Origin of the sequence: Aliiruegeria haliotis (genome assembly GCF_003003255.1) — a bacterium.
GTDB lineage: Bacteria > Pseudomonadota > Alphaproteobacteria > Rhodobacterales > Rhodobacteraceae > Tropicimonas > Tropicimonas haliotis.
This window is the reverse complement of the sequence record NZ_PVTD01000008.1, coordinates 182,014-198,683: the sequence shown is the minus strand read 5'-3', so window position 1 is coordinate 198,683 and position 16,670 is coordinate 182,014. Positions and strand designations below refer to the sequence as shown.

The 16,670-nt window shown below is 62.7% G+C and carries 19 protein-coding genes; 10 read left to right on the top strand and 9 right to left on the bottom strand.

The annotated features are described in order from the left end of the window. From CLV78_RS24970 to CLV78_RS24020, 8 genes are all read left to right on the top strand, one after another. A partial coding sequence (locus CLV78_RS24970; protein ID WP_133397560.1) for an EF-Tu C-terminal domain-related protein occupies positions 1-84 on the top strand: 84 nt, incomplete at its 5' end. Between the two features lie 132 nt (positions 85-216). Beyond that, positions 217-528, top strand: coding sequence for a 30S ribosomal protein S10 (rpsJ, locus tag CLV78_RS17825; protein WP_068118569.1), 312 nt, complete (start codon positions 217-219; stop codon positions 526-528). Positions 529-544: 16 nt separating this feature from the next. Beyond that, positions 545-1,282 carry a 50S ribosomal protein L3 gene (gene rplC, locus CLV78_RS17820; protein ID WP_106206569.1) on the top strand — a complete coding sequence of 246 codons (738 nt, stop codon included), beginning with the start codon at positions 545-547 and terminating at the stop codon, positions 1,280-1,282. After that, positions 1,279-1,899 carry a 50S ribosomal protein L4 gene (gene rplD, locus CLV78_RS17815; RefSeq protein ID WP_106206542.1) on the top strand — a complete coding sequence of 207 codons (621 nt, stop codon included), beginning with the start codon at positions 1,279-1,281 and terminating at the stop codon, positions 1,897-1,899. Before rplC ends, rplD begins: the two co-directional genes overlap by 4 nt. Further along, the gene (locus CLV78_RS17810) at positions 1,896-2,192 is read left to right on the top strand and encodes a 50S ribosomal protein L23 (RefSeq protein ID WP_089233469.1); all 297 of its coding nucleotides are present in this window, start codon (positions 1,896-1,898) and stop codon (positions 2,190-2,192) included. Before rplD ends, CLV78_RS17810 begins: the two co-directional genes overlap by 4 nt. A gap of 197 nt (positions 2,193-2,389) precedes the next feature. Next, positions 2,390-2,566, top strand: a complete 177-nt coding sequence (locus tag CLV78_RS24025) for a hypothetical protein (RefSeq protein WP_158263596.1) — start codon at positions 2,390-2,392, stop codon at positions 2,564-2,566. Positions 2,567-2,646: 80 nt separating this feature from the next. Beyond that, the gene (locus tag CLV78_RS17800; protein ID WP_106206538.1) at positions 2,647-3,432 is read left to right on the top strand and encodes a pyrroline-5-carboxylate reductase; all 786 of its coding nucleotides are present in this window, start codon (positions 2,647-2,649) and stop codon (positions 3,430-3,432) included. 77 nt (positions 3,433-3,509) lie between these two features. Next, positions 3,510-3,650: a hypothetical protein gene (locus CLV78_RS24020; RefSeq protein WP_158263595.1), complete on the top strand. Its 141-nt coding sequence runs from the start codon at positions 3,510-3,512 to the stop codon at positions 3,648-3,650. A 348-nt stretch (positions 3,651-3,998) separates the two neighbouring features. Here CLV78_RS24020 and CLV78_RS17795 read toward each other — a convergent pair whose 3' ends face one another. Next, a complete protein-coding gene (locus CLV78_RS17795) occupies positions 3,999-7,412 on the bottom strand; it encodes a translocation/assembly module TamB domain-containing protein (RefSeq protein WP_106206536.1) in 3,414 nt (1,137 codons plus the stop codon). Positions 7,413-7,846: 434 nt separating this feature from the next. On the opposite strand from CLV78_RS17795, the gene CLV78_RS17790 reads away from it, so the two are divergent. Next, positions 7,847-8,779, top strand: a complete 933-nt coding sequence (locus CLV78_RS17790) for a sugar kinase (RefSeq protein ID WP_106206534.1) — start codon at positions 7,847-7,849, stop codon at positions 8,777-8,779. Between the two features lie 338 nt (positions 8,780-9,117). Here CLV78_RS17790 and CLV78_RS17785 read toward each other — a convergent pair whose 3' ends face one another. Then, complete coding sequence (locus CLV78_RS17785) at positions 9,118-10,905, bottom strand: hypothetical protein (RefSeq protein WP_106206532.1); 1,788 nt, start codon at positions 10,903-10,905, stop codon at positions 9,118-9,120. A 324-nt stretch (positions 10,906-11,229) separates the two neighbouring features. Between CLV78_RS17785 and CLV78_RS17780 the strand changes: the two genes are divergently transcribed. Next, positions 11,230-12,345: an aminotransferase gene (locus CLV78_RS17780; RefSeq protein WP_106206530.1), complete on the top strand. Its 1,116-nt coding sequence runs from the start codon at positions 11,230-11,232 to the stop codon at positions 12,343-12,345. Positions 12,346-12,551: 206 nt separating this feature from the next. Here CLV78_RS17780 and CLV78_RS17775 read toward each other — a convergent pair whose 3' ends face one another. From CLV78_RS17775 to CLV78_RS17745, 7 genes are all read right to left on the bottom strand, one after another. Then, a complete protein-coding gene (locus tag CLV78_RS17775) occupies positions 12,552-12,752 on the bottom strand; it encodes a hypothetical protein (RefSeq protein ID WP_106206528.1) in 201 nt (66 codons plus the stop codon). 87 nt (positions 12,753-12,839) lie between these two features. After that, entirely contained in the window at positions 12,840-13,400 is a 561-nt protein-coding gene (locus CLV78_RS17770) for a F0F1 ATP synthase subunit B (RefSeq protein WP_106206526.1), read from the bottom strand. Continuing rightward, the gene (locus tag CLV78_RS17765; RefSeq protein WP_425427963.1) at positions 13,400-13,990 is read right to left on the bottom strand and encodes a F0F1 ATP synthase subunit B'; all 591 of its coding nucleotides are present in this window, start codon (positions 13,988-13,990) and stop codon (positions 13,400-13,402) included. Before CLV78_RS17765 ends, CLV78_RS17770 begins: the two co-directional genes overlap by 1 nt. A gap of 83 nt (positions 13,991-14,073) precedes the next feature. Continuing rightward, the gene (locus CLV78_RS17760; RefSeq protein ID WP_106206524.1) at positions 14,074-14,310 is read right to left on the bottom strand and encodes a F0F1 ATP synthase subunit C; all 237 of its coding nucleotides are present in this window, start codon (positions 14,308-14,310) and stop codon (positions 14,074-14,076) included. A gap of 64 nt (positions 14,311-14,374) precedes the next feature. Beyond that, complete coding sequence (locus tag CLV78_RS17755; protein WP_106206565.1) at positions 14,375-15,082, bottom strand: F0F1 ATP synthase subunit A; 708 nt, start codon at positions 15,080-15,082, stop codon at positions 14,375-14,377. A gap of 48 nt (positions 15,083-15,130) precedes the next feature. Further along, positions 15,131-15,484, bottom strand: coding sequence for an AtpZ/AtpI family protein (locus tag CLV78_RS17750; protein WP_106206522.1), 354 nt, complete (start codon positions 15,482-15,484; stop codon positions 15,131-15,133). Positions 15,485-15,700: 216 nt separating this feature from the next. After that, positions 15,701-16,585: a DMT family transporter gene (locus CLV78_RS17745; protein WP_106206520.1), complete on the bottom strand. Its 885-nt coding sequence runs from the start codon at positions 16,583-16,585 to the stop codon at positions 15,701-15,703. Between the last annotated feature and the right edge of the window lie 85 nt (positions 16,586-16,670).

Here is a 16,670-nt window from a genome sequence, read left to right as displayed (position 1 = left end):
GCCATGGAAGAAAAGCTCCGCTTCGCCATCCGTGAAGGCGGCCGCACCGTCGGCGCCGGCGTCGTCTCCAAGATCATCGAGTAATCGAAGATCGAAATTCGTTTTGCGGGGCAGGCTCTCGGGCCTGCTCCACACTTTCCCAGGGTTCGAAGCCGGGTGTGGAATGAGCCGCATTCGACCTCTCAACCCCAATGCCGAGAACAAGGCTGAACGAAAATGCAAAGCCAGAACATCCGTATTCGGCTGAAGGCGTTCGATTACCGCGTGCTGGACGCCAGCACCCAGGAAATCGTCAACACCGCCAAGCGGACGGGCGCCCAGGTGCGTGGCCCGATCCCGTTGCCGAACAAGATCGAGAAATTCACGGTTCTCCGTGGCCCTCACATTGACAAGAAGTCGCGCGACCAGTGGGAAATCCGTACCCACAAGCGTCTGCTCGACATCGTCGACCCGACCCCGCAGACCGTGGACGCGCTGATGAAGCTCGACCTGGCCGCCGGCGTCGATGTCGAAATCAAGCTGAACTAAGGAGGGCATGAGAATGATGCGCTCTGGAGTTATCGCCAAGAAGGTGGGCATGACCCGCCTGTTCTTGGAGGACGGAAAGCAGGTTCCCGTGACCGTCCTTCAACTCGACAATCTGCAGGTCGTGGACCAGCGGACCATCGAGCGTGACGGCTACTCTGCCGTTCAGCTCGGGGCCGGCTCGGCCAAGGCCAAGCGGACGTCGCAAGCCATGCGTGGCCACTTTGCCGCCGCCAACGTTGCGCCCAAGCGCAAGGTTGCGGAGTTCCGCGTGGACCCGGAGAACCTCATTGAGGTTGGCGCCGAGATTTCTGCCGAGCACTATGTGGCCGGTCAGAAGGTCGACGTGTCGGGTACCTCGATCGGTAAGGGTTTCGCCGGTGCCATGAAGCGGCACAACTTCGGCGGTCTGCGCGCCTCGCACGGTGTGTCGATCTCCCACCGTTCGCACGGCTCCACCGGTCAGTGTCAGGACCCGGGCCGCGTGTTCAAAGGCAAGAAGATGGCCGGTCACATGGGCGCGGCCCGTGTCACCACCCAGAACCTGGAAGTCGTTCGTATCGACGCCGACCGTGGCCTGATCATGGTCAAGGGCGCCGTTCCGGGTTCCAAGGGTGGCTGGGTCACCATCAAGGATGCCGTGAAGAAAAAGCTGCCCGAAGGCGTGCCGTTCCCGGCTGCCATCAAGGCCGCTGAAGCTGCCGCCGTCGCCGAGGCTCCGGCCGAAGCGCCTGCTGAAGGGGGTGCGGAAGAATGAAACTTGATGTGATCAAGCTCGACGGCGGGGCCGCCGGCGACGTGGAACTGTCCGAAGATGTCTTCGGCCTTGAGCCGCGTTCCGACATCCTGCACCGCGTGGTCCGCTGGCAGCGCAACAAGGCGCAGGCCGGCACCCACAAGGTCAAGACCCGCTCGGAAACCAGCTACTCGACCAAGAAGATCTATCGCCAGAAGGGCACCGGCGGCGCACGCCACGGTGACCGCAACGCGCCGATCTTCCGCAAGGGTGGTATCTACAAGGGCCCGACCCCGCGCAGCCATGCCCACGACCTTCCCAAGAAGGTCCGCAAGCTCGGCCTGAAGCACGCGCTGTCGTCCAAGGCAGCGGCCGGCAACCTGGTGGTCATCGAGACCGCCGCGCTGGACGAAGCCAAGACCAAGACCCTGGCCAAGCAGGTCAAGGAACTGGGCTGGAAGCGCGCGCTGATCATCGATGGTGCCGACGTGAACGAGAACTTCGCTCGCGCCGCTGCCAATATCGATGGTCTGGACGTGCTGCCTTCGATCGGTGCCAACGTCATGGACATCCTCAAGCGTGACACGCTCGTGATCACGAAGGCGGGTGTCGAAGCACTGGAGGCTCGCCTGAAATGAGCGTCAAAGCTGAATACTATGATGTGATCCGCAAGCCGATCATCACCGAGAAGGCCACCATGGCCTCCGAGGCGAATGCCGTGGTCTTCGAGGTCGCCATCGATGCCAACAAGCCGCAGATCAAGGAGGCCGTCGAAGGTCTGTTTGGTGTGAAGGTGAAGGCCGTGAACACGACCGTCACCAAGGGCAAGGTCAAGCGTTTCCGGGGTCAGCCCGGCAAGCGCAAGGACGTCAAGAAGGCATATGTGACCCTCGAAGAGGGCAACACGATCGACGTGTCCACCGGACTCTGAGGTCCATCGGACCGGATCGTAAGACAAGGGCCCCCGCGATTGCGGGGGCCTTTTTCTATTGTGGACGTGAACCCGCGCGCCCGGTTTTTCGCCGAATGCGTTTCCCTCCGTAGGGCAGAAATGCCGGATGCGACGGCGTTTCAGGTGGGGAGATCCCGCACTGAGGCAGGCTTTCGAATAGTCGAGGAATGGTAGAGGTGACGCTGCAAGATGCGGCGGCATTCGCTCCGGAAACCCAGGCATGGGTGTCGGCCCTGCGGGCCCTCGCCGAGGGCCTGCCCATCGCGATCCTTATCACGTCCTTCGCGGAGCGGGGCAGACTCTCCAGGGCCCGCACGGCTCTCGATGGCAAGCCAGGCCACGGGACTGCATGACGTGCCGATGACGATAGGACTTGACCCGACCGGACCTTTCCCGTTCGTCTCCCCCCCGAAGCAACCAGCGGGAGAACAGGATGCGACTTGGTTTCATTGGGACAGGCGTGATCACCGAGGCGATCATCTCCGGGCTCCTGCGCACGGAATCGGATGTGACCGGCTTTCTGGTTTCCGAGCGCAACCGGAGCATCTCCGCCAGGCTTGCCAAGGCGAGCGATCGTGTGCGGATCTGCCCGGAAAACCAGGAAATCGTCGACCAAAGCGACCTCGTGGTGCTCGCGGTGCGGCCACAGGATGCCAAGGCCGTGCTGTCACCTCTTCGGTTTGCGGAAGGGCAACATGTGTGCAGCCTCATCGCGACGGTCGAGGCCGAAACCCTTGAAGAATGGGTCGGCACGCCGCTTCGCGCCTTCCGAGCGATTCCGCTGCCGTCCGTTGCGGCGCTCCGTGGTGTGACTGCGCTGTATCCCGAGGACCCCGTCGGCGTCCGGATCTTCGCACCGCTGGGATCGGCGGTGGGCGCCCGGAACCTGGATGAGTTCGATGCTTTCGCGACCGCAAGTTCACTGATGGGGACCTACTTCGGCGTTCTTGAAACCGCGACCGACTGGCTTTGCGACAGCGGGATCGAACCGGAGACAGCGCAGAAATACCTCGCTCCGGTCTTCCTTGGGCTTGCGTTGACCGCGAACGAGGCAGACGGGACGTCTTTCGCGACGTTGCGGGAGGAGCATTCCACTCCCGGCGGGCTGAACGAGCAGGTGTTTGCGACCTTCGCCGCCAACGGCGGCACCGATGCGCTCCGCGGCGCGCTCGACGCGGTCGGTGCACGTGTGAAGGCGGGGCGGTCGGATTCCACCTGACGGGCATGACGTGATCGGCTCTTCGCTGTTGCTCGCGACACCCCAAGGTGCAGGCCGCTACGTATGCAGAGGAACGCGTGTCAGCGGGCCTCGGTTTTCACGCGATCACGGCCGAGGAAATCGCACTTTCGATCCTCTTTGGTCTGGTGTCCGTCATGCGCACGCAGCATCGGGTCGAAGCCGCTTCCGCGACACTTGAGTCCAAGGATCCGATGTGATCCGCCACTCGGACAGCGCGTTGGAGGCAAAGGTCGTGCTCCAGATCGGCTCCGTGAAGGCGGTTTGATGGTAACGCGACACTGGACCAGGGCAATGCGGCCACCGGGTTCTCGCTGGCCGGCAACTCAAGCGGTGCGGATGGGACGTTTGAGGATCGGGAGGCGGAGAGGCCGCCGACCTTTTGCGGCGAAGGCGGAAGTCGGCGGCAAGCCGGCGCGTTGGGAAACTGGTTCGTGCTGAACACTTCGAAGAAGCTGGCAGCCGAGTTCTTCAAGGCCTTCGCAGCGACGCTGGAGCCAGAGGAGGTGGGGGCGGCGGACCCGCGCCGAGCCCTTTCCTGCGGGCGGCTAGTAGTCGTGCCCGTACAAGAAACCGATTCCGGTGTTGCCGTCTTCCCGCGTTCTGCCGAGGATCGAGAAGTCCTCATCGAGTTCGAGCTCGAGCACCAACGACGTTCGCCCCTCGACATCCCTCTTGACCCGCGCAAGCAGGTCTCTCCCGGCGGGACGGGGTGTCGCAGAGGGCGCAAGCCCGGACTCCGGCGTGTTGATCGCGTCCCCAAGGACCAGGGCATTCGGTCTCGTCAGGATCCGGGCGCCGTTCAGGATTTCCAGCAGTTGAAGCGCGCTGAGGCCATAGCCCGCATTCCCGAACAGAAATACCGAGACTGCGTCCTCGTCCTGCATATATGGGTGTGAAGTGTAGTCGATCCGCAGGTCGGTCACCGGGCCGGAGATCGTCGTGCGCAAGGTGATGTCGCGGGTCTCACCACGGGCGGTGAGCTCAATCCAGGGGGTCATATCCCCCTGCAACCACGCAACACCGGAAATCAGGTCAAGTCGCCGCCCCATCAGATTCAGCCTGCCGTCCAGCATACGTACCTGCCCGTCACTTCGGGGCGTCTGCGCTGTGCCGCCGATCCGGAGGTTGCCGCCCATTCGGGCGGAGATGTAGCGCCCCGTGATCTGAATTGTTTCGGGAACCGAGACTGCGATGTCGAGGTCGATTGGCGGAGCGTCGGACGGTGTCTGGCCATTTCGCGAAAGCCGCGCGCGTTCCCGTGTGAGTTGCACGGCTGCGGATGCGTTTCGGTGGCGCATGTTCGGAATCTCCCCTCCGCCGCCGGTTAGGAGTTGCGGCGAAAGGTACAGCTCGGTCTCTCCGATGGTTACCGACCCGCTCAACCTCTTGCGGCCGGTCATGGAGCCCGCAAGTGTCAGCCTGCCATCGACGCGGCTCTTCAGAATGTCCCAGCGCTGGAAGATGATGCCATCGAGCACCGTCGTGACCGACAGCGGCAGACCCTGCTCCAGGTTGGCATCGCCAGTCATCCGGAGCTGTCCGCCCGCCTGCCCGTTGGCAGATCCCGCGATCTTCATGCTGCCGTCGGACAGGCGCACCTGCACACCGATGTCGTGCAATCGCTCCGACAGATCCGGAAGGGCGAGCGATGCACCCTGCACGTCCAGCCCGCCGCTCAACCGGGGAGGTGCGCCCGCGGTGCCGGTCAACGCAAGCGAAAAGCGTCCCGTTCCGACGATCTCGTTGGGGGAGAGGGCGGCGTCGAGCATGTTCAACGGAAATGTCCCGGTCAGGTCTGCGCGCAAGGGCCCACCGTGCGGACGTGCGCCCTCGACCTGCGACGCTACGGGGCCCGGGCCATCGATGCCAAGCGCGAGCCTCCAATCGTCCCCGTTCTGGGAGATCTGGCCGGTGGCCGCAATGGCCCCGTCGAATGGCGGCGGCAGCAGCGGCATTCGTGGTAGCGTCGCAGCAATTCGCAACCGTGAGGCGGCTTCCTGCAACGTTCCCGTCAGCTCCGCCCGCCCGCCGATTGGACCGTCGAGACGCAGATCGGTTTGCCAGACCTCCTCGGGGCCCTCTTCAAGCCGCCCTCGCAAGGTGGCAGGCCCGGACACCTGCGGGATGATCGAGGCCGCATTGCTTAGATCGACCTCCAGTTGCGCCTGTCCCAGGTTGGTTCCGGCGCTGCCGCTGGCGGTCACTTGGATGCCCTCGGCCCGGATGGTGAACGGATCGATCTCCGTGCCTTCGGTGGTCCTGCGGAATGAAAGATCGGCTTCGACCTCTTGCCCCAGCACCCTGTTCACGATCGGGCGGTCACTTTGCAACGCGTCGAGCGTGCCGGTGATGCTGGCCTCGGCTTCTCCCCCCAAGATATCGACCCAGCCGCCGACATCCAGCGTGCCCGTTCCCGCAAGGTCGAGACCTGCCGGCCAGTCAAACAGCGATAGCTGGGGAACCGTCACCCCTCCCGCACCGGTCAGCACGAACTGGCGGTCTTCGAACTGGATGTCGCCCGACAAACTCGCAGAAGCACCCGCCGCTTCCAGATTCACCTGTGGCAGGTCGACCAGGGTATCGTCATCGCGCTCCAACCGGGCCGTGAGGCGGGCGTTGGAACCGAGCGCACGCGCCACGGGCGTGTCGGGAATCTCCAGTCCGGCGACCTCAACCACGATATCGGCGGTCCCGCGCCCGCTGCCCTCTTCCCAGGTGCCGACGCCGTTCGCGGTGAAGTCCATCCGCTCCAGCGCGGCATCCTCCTGCGAATACCCTTCGACTGTTCCCCGGATGCTCCACCTGTCGCTGCGCGTGGCATCGTAGTCGCCGGTCAGCAGGGCGGTATCGATTTCCCTGCGTCCGGGAACTGGCAGCAGAACGCGCCCGCCATCGGGATCGGCGATCCGGCCACGAATGCGGATCTCGCGCGGATGGCCATCGGGATCCAGTGCGGCATCGGCCTCCAGAAGCAGTTCGGCCGATTCTACACTCAACCTCTCCAACTCGATCGAGCCATCGGGGTTGCGTTGACCGTTCATCAGGATTTCGGTCGATGCTCCGAAGAAATCCCGGAATTCCGCTTCGAACAAGGCTCTCGGATCGCCTCCGATTGACAGGTCGAAGGTGCTGCCACCTTGCGGAAGAACCCTGCGAACAAACGTGCCGGAGAGGCGTTCGATATCGCTGGTGAGCAGGTCAAATTCCGCGTCCACGTCGCCGCCCGTGCCGGTCGCCTCGACGCTCAGGTCGATGGAGGGCGAGCCGGGCAGGCCGAGCAGTTCGGACACGACCCCGCCCGCGTCCTCCTGCACCCGTGCCGTGACGGAGAGATCGCCGGTGTCCCCGTCGTAGCTGCCCGAGATACCGGCGTAGTCATTGCGGTGGTCGATCCGGGAAATTTCGAGTTCAAGAAGCCCGTCGCCACCGGCAATGGTGGTACGCCCCAGCAGTTCCAGTTCTGCCGGCACGTCGAATGCAGGATCGTCAGCGAGGATGCGGGGAATGGCCAGTTCGCTGATGTGAAAGCCGACTGGCAGTTCAGGAAGGCGGAAGCCACGTGCCTCCGCCCGGTCAAGAACATCGGCCTCGCCGGCAACCGGAGGACGGCGAAAGTGAAGCTCCTTCGCCGTCGCCCTGTGGAACACGACGTTCTTTCGCAGAAGGGCGGCGCGGTCCCAATCCATCACCAGGTCATGGATCGTCAACCACTCGCCTTCGACATCCGTGACGGACACCCGGTCGATGGAAACCGGGCCGCGTGCGACGCCGCGCAGGCCGATGATCGCGACGTCGCTATCCTTGCGGCTCAGGAGGGTTTGCAGCAGTTGCGTGACGAAGCCCTTGTCGTCTTTCTGCTGTGCCGACACAGGCTGGGCTACGAACAGGAGCAGCACAAGAAGCGCTGGCGCAAGAACGCGCAGTGACGTGGGAATGGACCCGAACGCGTGGCCAGCCACGATATCACTCCTGCAGGGGTTCACTTGGTGAAGCCGGTAGATTAGCCGTTGCCGGGCCAGAGTAGCACAGCCACGGGTCCGAGCTATGCACTCGATTGGCCTTGCGACGTTTTCGGTCTCCGCCTACGCCCCTTGAACCGCCACCACGTCTTTGGGAGGGCGCGGCGCGTGGCCAATCGAGCCCGGCCCAAGACTGTCGCGCGACCGGGGCGTTCCGGCATGGCCCCTGGAGCCACGCTGGCCAAGAGACCGTCTGGCAAAGAAGGCGTTCCAATGGCAGGCCGCAACTCCGGGGTGTTCAAAGCTGATTGCCGCATTGGACGGAACGCCTGTTTTGGTGTGACCAAATCCAGAATGTCGCTTTGCACTCGCTGAACTGCCACGGTAATGGGATGGCAAAGCCTCTGCGGCGCCCAGTGGTCAAAGGACGTGACATGTCAAAACCCTCCAAGAAGCTCGCCTGTGTCGGCGAGGCAATGATCGAGTTGGCGCTTGGCGCCGAGGAAGGCCAGTCCCGTGTGGGCTATGCCGGCGATACGCTGAACACAGCAATCTACCTGCGCCGCGGATTGCCACAGGACTACGCGGTGGATTACGTGACGGTCGTCGGTCAGGATCCGCTGTCCGACAGGATGCTGGCGTTCATCGAAAGCGAAGGGGTCGGCACCTCGCATATCCGGCACAACCCGGCCCGCAATCCGGGGCTCTATGCGATCACGACCGATGCTGCGGGCGAGCGAAGCTTCACCTATTGGAGGGAGACTTCCGCCGCGCGGACTCTCTTCACCAATCCGGCTGATTTCGAGGCGCTTTCAGGCTTCGATATCGTCTACTACAGCGCGATTACACTTGCGATCCTGTCACCAGAGGCCCGCGATGCCTTCTTCGACTGGCTCGATGGCTTCCGTGCCGCCGGGGGAGAGGTCGCTTTCGATTCCAACTATCGCCCCAAGCTCTGGCCCGATGAAGCGACCGCGCGGGACGCTGTGGCGAAGGCCTGGAGCAAGTGCGACATCGCTTTTCCCTCTGTCGATGACGAAATGGACCTGTTCGGCGATGCCGACGGTGCCGCGGTTCTGGCGCGGATCGAAGGGTATGGCTGCTCATTCGGCGCGCTGAAGCGCGGGGGCGAAGGACCGCTCCCGATCGGCGTCAGGAGCGACACGCTCCCCAGCTTCCGCACCGTCGAGAAGGTGGTCGACACCACGGCGGCCGGCGACAGTTTCGTGGGCGGGTTCCTCACGGAATACGCCCAGGGCGCCAGCATCGAAGCCGCGCTGCTGTCGGGCCACAACTTCGCAGCCGATGTCATCACCCACCCCGGTGCGATCGTGCCGCAGGACATTTGGGATGCCCGGAAAGGTTGATGCGCACAGCCTCGGCTGAGCACATCCTTGAACCTTGAACCTTGAACCTTGAACCTTGAACCCGAATGCTCAAGCAGGTTGAGCATTCGGAATGCCCCTTCGGAGCGGCTCCAGACATCGCCCGCCATACGCGGGACAGTGCCTCGGTGTCCGTATGCAATCGCCCGCCAGACGGGTGAGGCGGTTGCCTTGTACCAAGTGCCTTGACGACGAAGAATGCCGGAGTGGCGCGCGCATTGATCGTTTGCACGCAATCACCTGACCGGGTTCACCGGACACATGCCAACAGGGCAGTTTGGAGGTGAAGGGCTTCGTGCGCCGGGCGGGTACCTTTCGGGTCAGCCGGTTCGCGATCTTTGGGAGTGTGCGTCCATGGTCTCGTTCACGAATTTCGCAATCCTGAAGTAGCCCGCGCGTGTGTAGTGGTCGCTGTCCTGAATGTCGTCCAGCGGCAAGATGTGGTCGAGATCCACCAACTGTGCTTTCGGTTCCTTTGCGCAGAAGTCGGCACATATCCGGTTGTAGACGGACCGTGTCTCCCTCGTGCGCTCGGCCTGTGGGCCGGTTTTTGTCACGGCGGTAATCACGAAGATCCGCGATTCTGGGCCGGACAGAGCCGCAGCCCGCAAGAAGCTCTTGTAGACCAGACTGGCCGCCTTGGTGACCGCCATCGGGCGGTGATAGAATGCCTTGGCGAACCACAGCGCCTCTTCCGAGCGCATGTACTTCCGCAATGTGCGCGGAGGCACCTTGAGCAGGTATTCACCGCCCCATTTTTCTCCGCCGAACGAGAAAAAGTTGCCTCCCGTCAACGCGAAGTAGAGCGACAACAGAATCACGTCGCTTTCGGCGAGGGCCGTGTCTAGGTCGACCATATCCTGCCAACTCCAGGTCGGAAACTTCTTCAAAACCTGGCTGTTGCGCAATGGAGGACGCGGGTTGAGGAAGAACCCGGGATCGTCGTAGCGGACAAGGTAGCCGTCCCGTTCCGTGTTGACGAACTCGGCGCGGCGGCTGCCGCAATAAAAGCTGACTTGTTGAAGGTCACAGCCGCCGACAAGGCATAGCGACCGCTGGTTGTTGTCGGAGAACGCCCTGTCGGCAGAGGCGACCTCGGTGATCCAGTCGACCGTGTCGAAGGACTTCACCGGGTTGGCCACTGGCGTTCTCACCTGGATTGACGGGCTGCCGATACGTTCCCAGATGAACTGCTCCACACCCATGTTGAGCGTGCGGCAGGAGAAGCAGAAGTGGTGAACCGTTGTGCGGTCGAACTGCAGCCGGGTCACGAAGAATCCGACAAATCCGTAGTCGCCGTAGCGGTCGGAGACGCGCACCAGCCCGGCATGAACGCCGACAGTGGACAGCAATGCCTCCAGATCTTGTCGCGCTTCGTCGGTCTCCACCCGGTTCTTGGTGTAGTTCAACTGGTTGGTGCGGTTGATCAGTTCCAGCACGCGATCCATGTGAGGCGCGAAGTCGGCAACGATCTCAACCTTGATGTCGCTTTGACGCAGGAAATCGATGTTGTCGAGTGCGCCCGCGTCCTGATCGGACTGCTTTGCCTCCAGCATCCGGTACTGCTTCAGGCGGGCGTGCTCGCGATCGTCCTTACCTTGCAGGCCCGGCATGTCCAACAGGGACAGAAGGTCCTGACGGGCGTCATAGGTCAGCAACCCTTCGTTGAAGAAGGCGGCTTCCTCCAGATTCATGGGATTGTCGTCGAGGAAAAGGACATTCGGCGCACGGAGTTGCGCGCGCTTCAGGATATTCCCGATTGCCTGGCCCTTCGGGGTCCAGTCGATATGCGGGAACACGAAAAACTCCCAGATGCCGAGGGCTTCCAACTCTGCCTTGGCGGCTGCGCTGTCGTTCTTGGAACAGATGGAGGACAGGATTCCGCGGTCGGCCAATGTGCGGACCATCTGAGTATGGGCTTCCACCGGCTCAATGCCGCCCTCGGACAGAGTGCCATTCCAGAAGGTCTCATCAAGGTCCCAGATCACGAGCTTCACGGTCGAGGTGATCTGCGCCGGCGCTTTCACGAAGTCGTTCGCGCTCGTGTCCGTCGCCATTGGCCGTACCGGAGCAGTTGCGTCCTCCTGCATCGCGTTGTCATCCATCATCTTCTGTCCCAACCATCGACTGCCGATCTGCTTGCTTACCCTCTTTGGCGGCGTTTTGCGATGAGATCGGAGCAACAATGCGCCGGGCCCTCAGACGGAATGCGCCACGGTCATCTGTCGCAGGTTTGCCCGAAAATATGGTAAATATGTGGACGGCAGGTGCTTCGACACCCCGCTGGAGCGGCGTCCAGGGCCGCTGCCCGTGGGCCACACCGATTGTTCCGCTGCGCCATCCATTGTACCCCTTCCGTTTGCTCTGCAAGGAACGCTATGAGGGCAGCGGCAGAGCACAGCGCATGCAACCTGGATGGAGAACGGATCCGAATGCATATCGAACCCTTTGGCGTCGAAATCTGGATGAACGAGTGGGAGACGCGCTGCACGTGGAACCTTGCCGAAACCTGCGTCGAGAGCCTGACGATCCGGGAGTTGCTGACACTTGCGGGGCGCAACGATACAGACCTCTCCGAAGTGCTTTCGATGAAGATGACATATGGTGCGATCGAAGGGTCCGACAGGCTGCGTGCGGCGATTTCGGCGCTCTATGACAGTCAACCTGCGCAGAACATCATCGTCACGCATGGCACCATTGGTGCGAACATGCTGGTGCACAAGGCGATGGTCAGTGCCGGCGATCACGTGGTGGCCATCGTGCCGACATATCAGCAGCACTACTCGATCCCCGCAAGCATCGGCGCAGATGTGCAGACCCTGACGCTGAAAGAGGAGAACGGCTTCCTGCCGGATCTTGATGAACTTCGGGCCATGGTGACGCCGAAAACGCGGCTGATCGCGATGAACAACCCCAACAATCCGACCGGTGCCTTGATCGACCGGCCCATGCTGGAGGAGATTGCCGAGATCGCGCGCGCGTCCGGCGCCTGGATCCTGTGTGACGAAGTGTATCGCGGCACGGATCAGGAAGGTTCTGGCATGACGGCCTCGATCGCGGATGTCTACGAGCGGGGGATCGGCACTGCCGGGATGTCCAAGGCGTTCTCGCTCGCCGGGTTGCGCCTGGGTTGGATCGCTGCCCCGCCCGAGGTGATCGAGGCGGTTTCCATCCATCGGGACTACGACACGATTTCCGTTGGCATGATCGACGACCACTTTGCCGCCATCGCGCTGGAACACCGTGAGGCCGTCCTGGCCCGCAGCCAAGCGATCACGCGCGAGAATCTCGCCACGCTGGATGAATGGGTCGCAGGGGAACCGCTGATCAGTTGGGTCCGGCCGCGGTCGGGCACCACCGCGCTTCTGAAGCTGCACCTTCCCGTCAGTTCGCGCGACTTCTGTATCGACCTGGTGAAGGAGACCGGCGTTCTCTTCACCCCGGGGTCCGCGCTGGGGATGGAGGGGTACGTGCGTATTGGCTATGCCAACAATCCCACGATCCTCCGTGAGGGGCTTGCCCGTGTGTCCGAGGCGCTCGCGCGCTGATTCTTTTTTTGGCGGGGCAGGCGCACGGCGTTTTTTTGGCAAAACACCTGTCGACCTCTCTCGCTGTGCTACGCCCGATCTTGCCCGTGGAGGTGAGTCCAGTGATCCTGAACGGGTCGCTGAAACATCGGCGCCCTCCTGAGGATCATGTCACTCCGCGGCCGTGAGATCTTGCGATGCAGCCCGGGCGAGCCGGGTCAGATCGGCTAGTAGGTGCGCTTGATTGCCAGGAGTGCAGCAATTCCGACGATATCGGATTTCCATCGGCCCGGTGTGAACCGAGCGAGCTTGCCGAAAACGAAGCGCCCCGCCCCGGGGCGGATATCGGCCGGGCCGGAGGGGTTGGTTGCGGGGTGGCGAAGGACGTGGTGTGTCAGGTGCGACCGCCTCGGCAGTGATGTGGCCACCTGCTACTCCGCTCACCCCTTCAAACACAAAAAAGGCGAGGCATGGATACCATGCCTCGCCCATTCAAACCCTTGATCCGGTGTGGATCAGTGCAGTTTCGCTTCGACGACCTTGATGCTCTCGTCGATCATCGCTGCGGAGTCCTTGGCGTTCATGCCCTTGGCCACGACGTCGGCAGCAGCAGCGATGGCGACATTGATCGCGGTGTCGCGGACTTCCTTGACGGCGTTGGCTTCGGCAGAGGCGATCTGGTCCTCGGCGGCCTGCAGACGGCGTGCGATGGATTTCTCCAAGTCCACCTTGGCCTGCTTTGCAGCTTCCTCGGCGTCCGTCTTCGCCTGGGCAACGATCAGGTCGGCCTGTTCGGAGACTTCGCGCTGCTTGCGCTCGAACTGCGCGAGAACGGTCTGGGCCTCCTCGCGCAAGGCGCGAGCCTCATCGAGTTCGCTGCGGATCGTCTCGGCACGTTTGTCCAGCATCCCGCCCAGCATGCCGGGAACCTTGAAGTAGACCAGCACGCCGATGAAGACGAGGAAGGCGATCAGGACGATGAAGTCCGTGTTACCCAGTGAGAAGAAGGGGCCGGAGGCTGCGAAGGCCGGGGCCGCGGCACCGGTCAGGGCGGCACTCAGGATGAGCTTGCGCATCAGGCGTCTCCCTTCAGGTGGGTATCCACAGCCTCGGCAACGGCGCCGGCATCGGCCGGGCGACCCAACGCACCGACGATCTCGGTGGCGGTGTCCTTGGCAACGGCCTCGACACTTGCCATGGCACTGTCTCGGATCTCCGCGATGCGAGCCGAGGATTCGGCCGCTTTGGCTGCGATTTCGGCATCAGCCTTGGCGGTGGCAACGTCGAGCTCTTCCTTGATCACGGCACGGGTCTCCGTGGCGATCTTCTGAGCTTCGAAGCGTGCCTCGGCCAGAGCTTTTTCGTAAGCCTTTTCCGCTTCCACGGCTTTCAGCTTCAGCTCTTCGGCGGCTGCGATGTCATTCGTGATTGTCCCGTTCCGCTCGGCCAGAACGCTTGCGATGCGCGGCAGGGCGATCTTGGACAGGATGTAGTAGATCGCCAGGATCGTGACGATCAGCCAGAAAATCTGGTTTGGGAAGGTCGAGAAGTCCAGCTGCGGCATTCCGGCCTCGCTGGCCGCATGCGCCGCATCGGTGCCACCATGTGCGGCATCGTGCAGGGCTCCCATGGCGCCTTCTGTAGTTGCGTGGCTGTCGCCTGCCATGCTGTCCTCCTGGATCTGGAAGTTCACCAAGGGGGCCGAGCGGGTCGGCCCGCCCCCCTGGCGGCAAGGATCTCAGAAGTCTCTTAGACGGCGAACATCAGCAGAAGCGCGACCAGGAACGAGAAAATGCCCAGGGCTTCCGCAAATGCGATACCGATGAAGAGAGTGGCGGTCTGGCTGGCAGCCGCCGTCGGGTTGCGCAGGGCACCCGCCAGGAAGTTGCCGGCAACGTGGCCAACACCGATGGCAGCAGCGCCCGAGCCGATGGCTGCGAGGCCGGCGCCGATGAATTGACCCATGCTTGCGATATCGCCTTCCATTTTCGTATCTCCTTGCGATTGGAAGTAAACAGTAAGTGTGTGCGGGTCTGACCGCCCGTGTGGATTAGTGCGACGGGTGAAGCGCGTCCTTGAGGTACACGCAGGTCAGGATCGTGAAGACGTAGGCCTGGATGAAGGCCACGAGAACCTCGAGCCCGTAGACGGCCGTGATGGCCAGGATCGAGACTGGTGCGATGGTGGCAATCGCGGCGAAGCCCGCGAACACCTTGATCACCGCGTGGCCGGCCATGATGTTGCCGGCAAGACGAATGGAGTGGCTCACCGGGCGCACGAAGTACGAGATGAGCTCGATCACGGCGAGGATCGGACGCAGCGCGAGCGGCGCCGAGCTGACCCAGAAGAGGCCGAGGAACTTGGTGCCGTTGAGCACGAAGCCGAGGATGGTCACCGTCAGGAATACCGCCATCGCCAGCACGGCCGTGACGGCAATGTGGGACGTGGTGGCAAAGGACATCGGCAACAGGCCGAGGAAGTTCGCCGTCACGATGAACATGAACAGGGTCATGATGTAGGGGAAGAAGCGGATCGCATCCTTGCCGGCCACGTCTTCGACCATCTTGTAGACGAAACCGTAGGCAAGCTCTGCGACCGACTGGGCGCGGCTCGGGATGATCGCGCGGCCACGGGTGCCAACGACCAGCAAAAGCGTCACGGCGAGAACGGCCAGCGCCATCCAGAGCGTCACATTGGTCGGGGTCAACATGCCCACATGGTCACCACCGAACAGCGGTTCGACCTTGAACTGGTCCATCGGGTGGATGGAAATGCCGCCGCCCTGTGCTGCTTCGTCTGCCACGTCTCAGTCCCTCTTTTCCCCGGCGGCTTGCGCTGCCTGCTTTTCCTCTGCAGCGGCCTTGGCCATCTGCTTCTCCTGAACGTCCCTGGCGGTTCGCATCATCACGCGCACACCGGCCACGAAGCCCAGCAATATGAACAGCACCAGAAAGATCGGCTTCGTGCCAAAGACGGCATCCAGCCCCAATCCGACGCCAAGGCCGATCACGATGCCGGCCACAAGCTCTGTCACCATCTGCCAGGCGACATTCGCCTGAGAGAGGTCCCCCGTCGACTGGCTGCTCTTGTCTTCACCTTTGGCCGCCGCGATTTTCTTCTCGAGCTGCCTCAGCCGCTCGCGTTCGCTGTCATCCGCCAATGGGAGCCACCCTCCAACAGTTCGGGGCAACCTATTCCGCAGGTGCGCTCCGAGTCAATCGGCTATGCTGCGAGCGCGAGATCGCATAAGGTGTTCTAATTTATAAATTAAATTAACATCATGAAATTCACACCCACCGTTAGCGCCGAACACTCGTCGGAGTCCAAATTCAACCATCTGGTTGACGGTATCGGGTGCCACCGCTCCCACGGGCTCTCAAGTGCGGGCGAATCCAGGGATCAGGCGGCCGTCGATCACGATCAATCCGCAGAAGATCAGCGCCATCCCGAGCATGTGTTCCATCGCCACGACGTCACCCAGCACCAAATGGCCCAGCAGCACCGCCGAGATCGGCGCCACGAATGTCACGGTGGAGGCGTTGGTGGCCCCAACCCGCCCGACAAGGGCGTAGACCGCGATGAAGGACAGTCCTGTCAGGATCGGCCCGATTCCTAGCAAGGACAGAAGCCCCTCAGGCGTTGTCACGGTTGGAATACCCTCGGTGGCCAGCATCACGGGGGCTATGGCCATGGCGCCTGCCGTGAGGGCCGATGCGGCGATGATCGCGGGATCCATTCCGTGGAACCGACGCAGGTAGTTCATCGCGACCGCGTAGCAGATCGGTGCAAGCATCATGAAGAGGATCGGCCAGGCATCCGACTGCGCACCGGGTTCGAAGGCCGGCAGCGTCAGCACCACGATCCCTGCGAAGCCGAACAGAATGCCGAGGCTCTTGAGCGGGGTCGCCCTCTCTCCGCCCGGCCAGAAATGCGAAACGATCACCACCATGATCGGCATCATCGCGTTGACGATCCCGGCCACGCCGCTGGTCACGTATTGCTGCGCCGTCGGGTAGATCGCCAGCGGGATCGCGTAGTTGATCGCGCCGAGCACGAACAACGGTCCGATCAGTGCCGTGCGCCACGGCACCGTCTTGCCGGTTGCCACGACCCAGATCCAACAGGCAGCCGCGCCAAGTGCGATGCGCAGGAAGGACACGGACAAGGGTCCGACCTCCCGCAGCAGCACTGCGTTGAACATGAATGATGCGCCCCAGCCAGTGCCGAGCGCGAGTACCCAAAGCCAGTCCCTGAATGCCATGCAACCCTCCGTCGCGCGCTCCATGACAAGCCCGCGCCCGGACCGCCACCCGTTTCTTGCGCATTGGAGCAGGCTGGGCGTTGTC